Genomic DNA, 8,118 nt, shown 5'->3' with positions numbered 1-8,118 from the left:
TTTTTGGGTTCACTTCAAATTATTGAGTTCTCTTTTTTATTATGAAAATCAACAATATCCATTAACATAGCTTAGAAAATAAAAGAATTCACGAGTAAATCGGCAAAACTCACGAGTAAAACCGCCAAATTCACGAGTAAACTATCTAAACTCACGAGTAATACCGCCAAATTCACGAGGAAACAACAAACTCACGAGTAAGCCACCCAAATTCACGAAGGAAGCCGGCTGAACTCACTGGTAAACCAATCAAATTCATGTGTAACCATCCAAATTCATGAGTAAACAGGCCAAGCTCAAGGGTAAACCATCCCAATTCGCGTAAAACTACAAACGAACTCCCATTTTATAGTATTTCATGGGAAAGTTATGTATAGTTAGTAGTATATTAAAATTGAATATTCTGAAAAAATAAGGAGAGGTGTTATGAGTTTAACAATCACTGATTTGTTCATCGGCCAGGTTGCTAGTATGCAACGTACATTTAATGAATCTGACGTAAAATTATGTAATGAATTAACAAAAGATTATAGTCCGATTTATCAAGTGAATAAAGAAGCATGGAAAAGTAATTTCAGCAAGCCGGTTGTACCTGGTTTGTTAACGGAAGGCCTTATCACTCAAGTGATCAGTGAAAAACTCCCTGGTAGTGCCTGTATACTTTTACAAAAGGAATTGGTCTTTTATCATCCAGTACATATAGGCGATATGATTTCAGCGGAACTGGAGGTCATTGATATTAATTTGAATAGAGATTGGGTTACGCAAAAGGTGACTTGTTTTAATCAGGCAGGAATTGAAGTCATTAAGGGTCAAGTTGTAATCTTTGTCTTAAGTAATCAAGGTATTAGGTGATGTGAATGGAAAATGTTAAAAACGTAATAAGGAATTGGGGATCAATTGAAGTTGATGAAAATGGAAGAATTATAGGCGCCACTGCTGATTTTTATGAATATTTCATGATTATGCCGACTGATTTGATAGGAAAGTCCATTACGAGAGTCATTCACACTTCTTCCAACTTTTCTTTGAAAGGTCTGGCCCACAAACATGTGTTTTCTGGTGTGATCAGCGGACACTCTTGTTTTATAAGGGTATTTCGAAGAGAAGCTGATACCATTTATACCGTAATAATCCGCCAAGACGAACTGGAATACAGTGATTTAGTGTATTTTGCTAACTCTTTGGAGAAGAATAAAGCCAAGAAAAATTCCGTGGTTCAAAGTCGATATAGCTTCGAAGAGATTGTTGGCAAGAGTAAGGAGATTGGGAGGGTAAAAGAGCTGGCCGCCAGAATAGCTACTAGCAGTTCAACAGTACTGCTTACAGGGGAAACGGGAACGGGAAAGGAACTTTTTGCCCAAGCGATCCATAGTTTGAGTACAAGAAAAGCACAGGCTTTTGTGCCGGTAAATTGTGCCGCGATTCCAGATGAATTATTTGAATCGGAGATTTTTGGTTATGAAGCTGGCGCTTTTAGCGGGGCGAAAAAAGAAGGTAAGCCTGGAAAAATAGAATTAGCCCAAAATGGTACGTTGTTTTTAGATGAGATTTCTGAATTGCCTTATCAGGCTCAAGGAAAGCTATTACGAGTTTTACAGGAAAGGGAAGTGGAAAGACTAGGCGGGACGGGGACTAAAAATGTTGATATACGTATTATCGCGGCGACGAACAGGGATTTAAGAACCCTTATTCAAGAAGGGAAATTCCGCCAAGATTTATATTATCGACTTTATGTTTTTGAATTGAAAATTCCTTCTTTAAGGGAGCGGCACGAAGATATTCTTCCTCTGGCATATCATTTCATCGAGTATTTCAATAACAAGTTAGGGTCCGATGTGAAAGAAATTGATCCTAAACTCCAAGATTGGCTTATCCAATATGAATGGCCTGGTAACATCCGTGAAATCAAAGCGATAATCGAACGCGGAATGAATATCGTAGATGGAGGGACTCTAACTCTGGATTCTTTATATTTTACACCTAATTTCATATTGGAGGTTCCCTCATCTATGGATAATTCTATGACCGGTACGTTGGATGAAATTGTAGGTAATGCTGAAAAATCCGCCATTCAGCGAGCATTAAAAGATTCGGAAGGGGATCGTTCTTTAGCAGCTCAAAAGCTGAAAATTCATGTTGCTAGTTTATATAGGAAAATTGCCAAATACAAATTGAAATAGCGGTATCATCCAATGAAATGTAATCAGGGTAACCATTAGAGCACACTTATAAAGTGTGTATTTTTTTTGAAGTTTCGCAAATTTGATTTGCAGAAATGAGAAAAATGCAAACATGCGAAAGGTTTTGGAAACTATGGCCAAATATGCAGCGGATTCAAGTTGGCACACAACTTGCAATAATAGTTTGTCATGTAAGAGGTTTCATGTTTAGTAGAATGTTCAAAATATAGGTGTCAGATAAATTAGTAATTAATCAGGGGGGTAATGATGTGCTGAATTTTTCATTTACGGAAGAACAAGATTATTTTCGTAAAATATTGAAAGAATTTGCGAAGGAAGAGTTGCTTCCACATTATACAAAATGGGATCGCGAAGAGATTACTCCAAAACATTTGTGGAAAATGCTAGGGGAACTTGGCGTGAATGGTCTCCGGATTCCAGTGGAATATGGCGGAAGCGGTGCGGACTGTGTGACAACGGGGATAGCTGCTGAGGAGATAGGTCGTGGTGATTTCAATCTCACTTACGCGGTGATGTTGAATGCATTAATCGGTGAAATTATCAATAATCACGCTAGCGAGGAACTGAAAAAGGAGTGGCTTCCCAAAATATCAAGTGGTGAAAAAATTGTTGGAATTGCCATTACGGAGCCATCCGCCGGTACGGATGCAGGCGGAATTAAAACAACAGCTGTACATAAAGGGAATAAGTATGTGCTTAATGGAGAAAAGTCTGGAATAAGTGTAGCTATGTGTGGAGATGCCTTTGTTTTATTTGCAAAGACGGAACCTGAACGGGGAAATCGAGGGATAAGTGCTTTCATGGTTCCTGCCGATATTCCGGGTGTTGAATGTAGAGGGTACACGGACATGGGGAATATCCCCATTGGAAGAGGTTCGATATATTTAACCGATGTCGAGATTCCGGAAGAGTATAGGATCGGTCTTCAAAATAAAGGGTTTTCCCAAGTGATGAATGGGTTCGATTTAAGTCGGCTGTTAATAGGGCTGCAATGTGTGGGCACCGCTTCACAAAGTATCGATGAAACCATCGAATATGTGAAAATCAGACATTCATTTGGTAAACCGTTGGCGACATATCAAGGAGTCTCCTTCCCCATTGTGACCCACTATACCCAATTAGAACTGGTGAAGTGGCAAGCCTACCGAGGACTTTGGCTTCGTGACCAAGGGCTGAATCATAGTAAAGAATCGGCTTCCGTTAAGTGGTTAGGTCCTAAATATAGTGTAGAAGCTATCCATGAATGTTTATTGTTGAATGGTCATTATGCTTATACGAAGGAAATGCCTCTTGAGCAACGCTTGCGTGATGTGATTGGGTTGGAAATTGGTGATGGCACTGCACAAGCCAATATGATGGTCATTGCAAAGGACATTATAGGAAAGGAGTTCCGTTCTCATTAATCCAATGGATTAGTATTTTTACATTCAGTTGAAACGGAAATTATTACGAAGAAATCGAAATTATTTGCAGTCGTATTAGGTACCGATTAAGTTCGTAATTAACAGTGAATTGATGTGATACAAGGCAAAACATCCTTAATAGACTGAGATAATGAAGGGAATGAAAACGATGGAATTAACTGATGTAATCTATGAAAAAAAAGGTGGAATTGCAAAGATAACAATGAACAGACCTAAAGTTTACAATGCTTTTCGTGCCAGAACCATTCAGGAATTAATTTGGGCTTTCCGGGACGCTTGGGATGATAATCGTGTTGGTATAGTGATTCTGACTGGAGCAGGTGAGAAGGCATTTTGTGTAGGTGGAGATCAAAAAGAAAAGGGAGAAGAAGGGGGATATAATCATTCGGGTGGTTTAGGTGGCGGAATGGGACTGGAAATCGAAACGCTGCACCAAACGATCCGCAACATTCCTAAGCCGGTCATTGCAGCGGTTAATGGGTTTGCCATCGGAGGCGGGCATGTCCTTCATGTCATTTGTGACCTAACAATTGCTTCTGACACGGCAAAATTTGGCCAGAGTGGACCAAAGGTCGGTAGTTATGATGCAGGTTTTGGTTCAGCTTATTTAGCACGAATTGTCGGAGAAAAGAAAGCAAGGGAAATCTGGTATTTATGTGAACAATATTCTGCACAAGAAGCAAAAGAAATGGGACTTGTAAACAAAATCGTTGCCTCGGAACAACTTCACGAGGCAGCAGAAGAATGGGCAAGAAAGATCCTTGAAAAGAGTCCTACTGCGCTAAAAATGCTCAAATATTCCTTTAATGCAGATAGTGCCAACATTCAAGGGATTTCTCAACTATCGATGGGCAGTTTAGCGATGTTTTACAATACAAAAGAATCGGAAGAAGGAAAAAACGCCTTCCTAGAAAAGAGGCCTGTAGATTTTAAAAAATTCAGAGGTTGATGAGGGGGATGAAAACTGGTGAAATTGGAGACGATTTTGACTCAGGAATATGTGGGGGAATTTCAAGGCGTTTGGCCAAACCGAACCATCTTGGATTATTTGAATGATGCTATAGTAAAGCATCCAGATAAGATGGCGATTATCGATAAAAAAAGTAGTTTTACTTACAAGCAGCTTGGTAAGTTGGTCGATCGGATCGCTTTGGGTCTCTTGCATATAGGATTGGGTAAGGGGGATGTTGTCTCTTTTCAACTGCCTAACTGGAATGAATTTATAATCTTGCACTATGCTGTTACAAGAATCGGTGCCATTAGTAATCCATTGATACCTATTTATCGAGATAGGGAAATTGGCTATATGGTTGGGATGGCAGAATCTAAAATGATTGTTGTACCAGAGTATTTCCGTGGGTTTTATTACCCTGACATGATTGAAAGACTAAGTCATCAATGGCCATCAATGAAACATAAATATGTGATCGGTGACAGTGCGCCGAATGGGATGAAACTGTTCTCCTCCTTATTTGAGGAACCTTGGGAAGACCGGATGGATTCATCCATTTTGGATGAAATCACACATGACCCCAATGATGTGACTGAAATTATCTTTACCTCGGGAACCACAGGGAGTCCAAAAGGAGTTATGCATACACATAATACTCTTTGTATATCAACGAATTTTTGGATTGACCGCTTACAGTTAACATCCGATGATGTTCTTTTCATGGCGTCAACGTTCGCCCATCAAACAGGTTTTGGTTATGGAGTTAGGCTCCCTACTCATATTGGAGGTACGGGAGTCTATCAAGACATTTGGAATCCGAGAGAATTTATTGATTGGGTTGAGAGGGAAAAGATAACGTTTACGGCCGGAGCCACTCCTTTTCTGCAAGATACGGTTCAAATGGAGGGGATAGAAAGGTATGACCTTAATTCGCTACGAGTCTTCGTAGCTTTAGGTGCCCCGATTCCCAGGCATTTAGTAAAGGAAGCCATGGAAAAAGTACCGTTCAAGATATTGTCAGGATGGGGGCAAACAGAAGATGGCTTGGTAACCTTGACGAGACTTGAAGATCCAGAAGAAAAACTGACGAATACCGACGGAATTCCGTTTCCGGGAATGGAACTAAAGGTCGTCGATTTTGAAGGGGAGGTCTGTGCCCCGAATATAGAAGGTTCTTTATTAGTAAAGGGTCCGGCTCTTTTTGTCGGCTATTTTAAACAAATCGATGATACTTTAGCTGAGTATAGTGACGGATGGTTCATTACCGGTGATCGAGCATTCATTGATGAAGACGGATATATTCGGATTTCTGGAAGAAACAAAGACATAATCATACGTGGCGGTGAAAATATTCCAGTCGCTTATGTTGAAAATGTATTATATGAACACCCGGATATTTCTAGCGCTCAGGTTATTGCTGTTCCAGATTCCCGTCTTCAGGAAAAAGCATGTGCATGTATCAGCATGAAAATGGGCAAGAGCCCGATCACGATGGATTCCATGCAGGAATTTCTCTCGGAAAAGGGTTTGGCCAAACAATATTGGCCTGAATTTCTTGAAATAATGGATGAATTTCCTCGTACGGCAAGCGGGAAAATCCAGAAATTCCGGCTCCGGGAAATGATAAATGAAAAGATAATCGACAATATATAAGCAACTTAAATAAATCCATATTGACTAAATGGTGAAAGTGGAGGGAAATATGATGAATAAAAGAGTGGCATTTATTACCGGTGCTGGAAGCGGAATAGGCAGAGAGATTGCAAAAAAATTGGCTTCTCGCAATTTTAACATCATAGTGGCTGATATAAATTATAAAAATGCTGAGGAAACGGTTTCTTTAATCGAAAAGTCGGGTTTTGAAGCTAGAGCGGTCCATTGTGATGTAACGAAATTAGAAAGTGTTAAAAAAGCCGTTGAAGAATCAGTGAACCATTATCATAGAATAGATATATTGGTTAATAATGCAGGCTGGGATAAGGTGGAACCTTTTTTAAAGAGTGATCCTAGCACTTGGAAAAGGATTATCGATATTAATTTACTTGGGCAGATCCATACTTGCAAGGAAATTTTACCTCTCATGATTGAAAATGGTTACGGAAAGGTAGTGAATATTGCATCCGATGCGGCTAGAGTAGGATCAAGTGGAGAGGCAGTTTATTCGGCTGCTAAGGGAGGAGTGATTGCCTTTACAAAAACGATAGCAAGAGAAATGGCACGTCACAAACTCAACATCAATTGTATTGCGCCAGGTCCTGCTGATACGCCCCTATTTCAAGAAATAGGCTCTTATAATGAAGGTATAGCAGGCGCCTTGGAAAAAGCGATTCCGTTTCGTCGGCTAGCTCAACCAGAGGACATTGCCAGTGCCGTTGCCTATTTCGTTTCGGAAGATGCAGGGTATATTACGGGGCAAACACTTTCCGTAAATGGTGGATTAACAATGGTTTAATCAATCAAGTTAGGTGGTTATACAAAATTGAAAGGCTAGTAAACCTAAAGCATTAGGTTGAAAACTTTTTCTAATACGTTTGACAATTGGATTTATCGTGTTAATATAAAGGCAAATGAAAATTAAATATACAATTTGTACCACTAGGGGTGCTTTATAGGTAAAAGATGTTTTTACCGCAGAAGCTGAGATTAAAGTATGACTTTAAGACCCTTAGAACCTGATCTGGTTTATACCAGCGTAGGGAAGTGGGGTCTGGAACAATACGTTTCTGTATTTTTTCAAGTACAACCACTTTCTTTACGTTTAAGAAAGTGGTTTTTTGTTTGCAAAAAAAGGGGTGATAAAAGTTTTTTTTCTGTAAGATTCATTGAAAAATACAATTTGGAGGTAATGGACATGAAGTTTTCAGAGGAAGTTCGTCGGGAAGTTGATCATATTTGGGAAGCTAGTTTTAATCACCCGTTTGTTGCAGGAATAGGAGATGGCACATTACCATTGGAGTGTTTTCGTTTTTATGTCATGCAAGATGCCTACTATTTATCTCATTTTGCCAGGGTTCAAGCTTTAGGGGCAGTCAAAGCTACAGATTTACATACAACAAGCAGGCTTGCCGGCCATGCACAAGGAACATATGAAGCGGAGTTGAAGCTTCATGAGAATTTTTCTGAGAGATTAGGCATCACAAAAGAAGAAAGGGAAAATTTCAAACCCGCCCCGACTGCTTATGCTTATACTTCCCATATGTATCGTGCAGCTTATTCGGGACATTTAGGGGATGTTATTGCAGCTATCTTGCCGTGTTACTGGCTGTATTATGAAATAGGTGAAAAGCTGCAAGGGTGCATACCCGAAGAGCCGATTTATCAAGAATGGATAGCGGCCTACGGAGGAGAGTGGTTCCGCACTTTGGTGGAAGAACAAATTGCGAGGCTTGATGAGATTGCTGAAAAAGTAACAGATGAAGATAAGGAGAGAATGAAAGAGCATTTTATCCTTAGCAGCCAATATGAATACTCATTTTGGGAAATGGCTTATCGTTTAGAGACTTGGCCTGTGCATCAGGAAACACTAGAAGTATAAAGG

Annotated in this window: 8 protein-coding genes and 1 riboswitch; of the genes, 7 read left to right on the top strand and 1 reads right to left on the bottom strand. The window is 39.8% G+C overall.

The window, feature by feature from the left end:
• Window positions 1-172: 172 nt before the first annotated feature.
• On the bottom strand, window positions 173-316 hold the full coding sequence (locus J7J00_RS01025; protein ID WP_214786680.1) for a hypothetical protein: 144 nt from the start codon (window positions 314-316) through the stop codon (window positions 173-175).
• A 110-nt stretch (window positions 317-426) separates the two neighbouring features.
• Between J7J00_RS01025 and J7J00_RS01020 the strand changes: the two genes are divergently transcribed.
• From J7J00_RS01020 to tenA, 7 genes are all read left to right on the top strand, one after another.
• A complete protein-coding gene (locus J7J00_RS01020; RefSeq protein ID WP_098371872.1) occupies window positions 427-855 on the top strand; it encodes a MaoC/PaaZ C-terminal domain-containing protein in 429 nt (142 codons plus the stop codon).
• A gap of 5 nt (window positions 856-860) precedes the next feature.
• On the top strand, window positions 861-2,183 hold the full coding sequence (locus J7J00_RS01015; RefSeq protein ID WP_214786678.1) for a sigma-54 interaction domain-containing protein: 1,323 nt from the start codon (window positions 861-863) through the stop codon (window positions 2,181-2,183).
• A 269-nt stretch (window positions 2,184-2,452) separates the two neighbouring features.
• A complete protein-coding gene (locus tag J7J00_RS01010) occupies window positions 2,453-3,607 on the top strand; it encodes an acyl-CoA dehydrogenase family protein (protein ID WP_309487115.1) in 1,155 nt (384 codons plus the stop codon).
• Between the two features lie 169 nt (window positions 3,608-3,776).
• Window positions 3,777-4,577, top strand: a complete 801-nt coding sequence (menB, locus tag J7J00_RS01005) for a 1,4-dihydroxy-2-naphthoyl-CoA synthase (RefSeq protein ID WP_214786676.1) — start codon at window positions 3,777-3,779, stop codon at window positions 4,575-4,577.
• Window positions 4,578-4,595: 18 nt separating this feature from the next.
• Complete coding sequence (locus J7J00_RS01000) at window positions 4,596-6,233, top strand: AMP-binding protein (RefSeq protein ID WP_214786674.1); 1,638 nt, start codon at window positions 4,596-4,598, stop codon at window positions 6,231-6,233.
• 52 nt (window positions 6,234-6,285) lie between these two features.
• On the top strand, window positions 6,286-7,032 hold the full coding sequence (locus J7J00_RS00995) for an SDR family NAD(P)-dependent oxidoreductase (protein ID WP_214786672.1): 747 nt from the start codon (window positions 6,286-6,288) through the stop codon (window positions 7,030-7,032).
• Between the two features lie 135 nt (window positions 7,033-7,167).
• Window positions 7,168-7,296: riboswitch (TPP riboswitch) on the top strand.
• Between the two features lie 135 nt (window positions 7,297-7,431).
• Window positions 7,432-8,115 (top strand): thiaminase II, encoded by a 684-nt coding sequence (tenA, locus tag J7J00_RS00990; protein ID WP_214786670.1) that lies wholly within the window; start codon window positions 7,432-7,434, stop codon window positions 8,113-8,115.
• Window positions 8,116-8,118 lie beyond the last annotated feature (3 nt).

This window comes from Bacillus sp. ISL-4, assembly GCF_018613275.1.
Taxonomy (GTDB): Bacteria; Bacillota; Bacilli; order Bacillales; family DSM-1321; genus Peribacillus; species Peribacillus simplex_E.
Note: the sequence above shows the minus strand (reverse complement) of the source record. Positions and strands in the feature narration are given on the sequence as shown.

Coding starts and splice junctions, on each gene's coding strand:
- J7J00_RS01020 (WP_098371872.1), top strand. CDS start 427: ATGAGTTTAACAATCACTGATTTGTTCATCGGCCAGGTTGCTAGTATG.
- J7J00_RS01015 (WP_214786678.1), top strand. CDS start 861: ATGGAAAATGTTAAAAACGTAATAAGGAATTGGGGATCAATTGAAGTT.
- menB (WP_214786676.1), top strand. CDS start 3,777: ATGGAATTAACTGATGTAATCTATGAAAAAAAAGGTGGAATTGCAAAG.
- J7J00_RS00995 (WP_214786672.1), top strand. CDS start 6,286: ATGAATAAAAGAGTGGCATTTATTACCGGTGCTGGAAGCGGAATAGGC.
- tenA (WP_214786670.1), top strand. CDS start 7,432: ATGAAGTTTTCAGAGGAAGTTCGTCGGGAAGTTGATCATATTTGGGAA.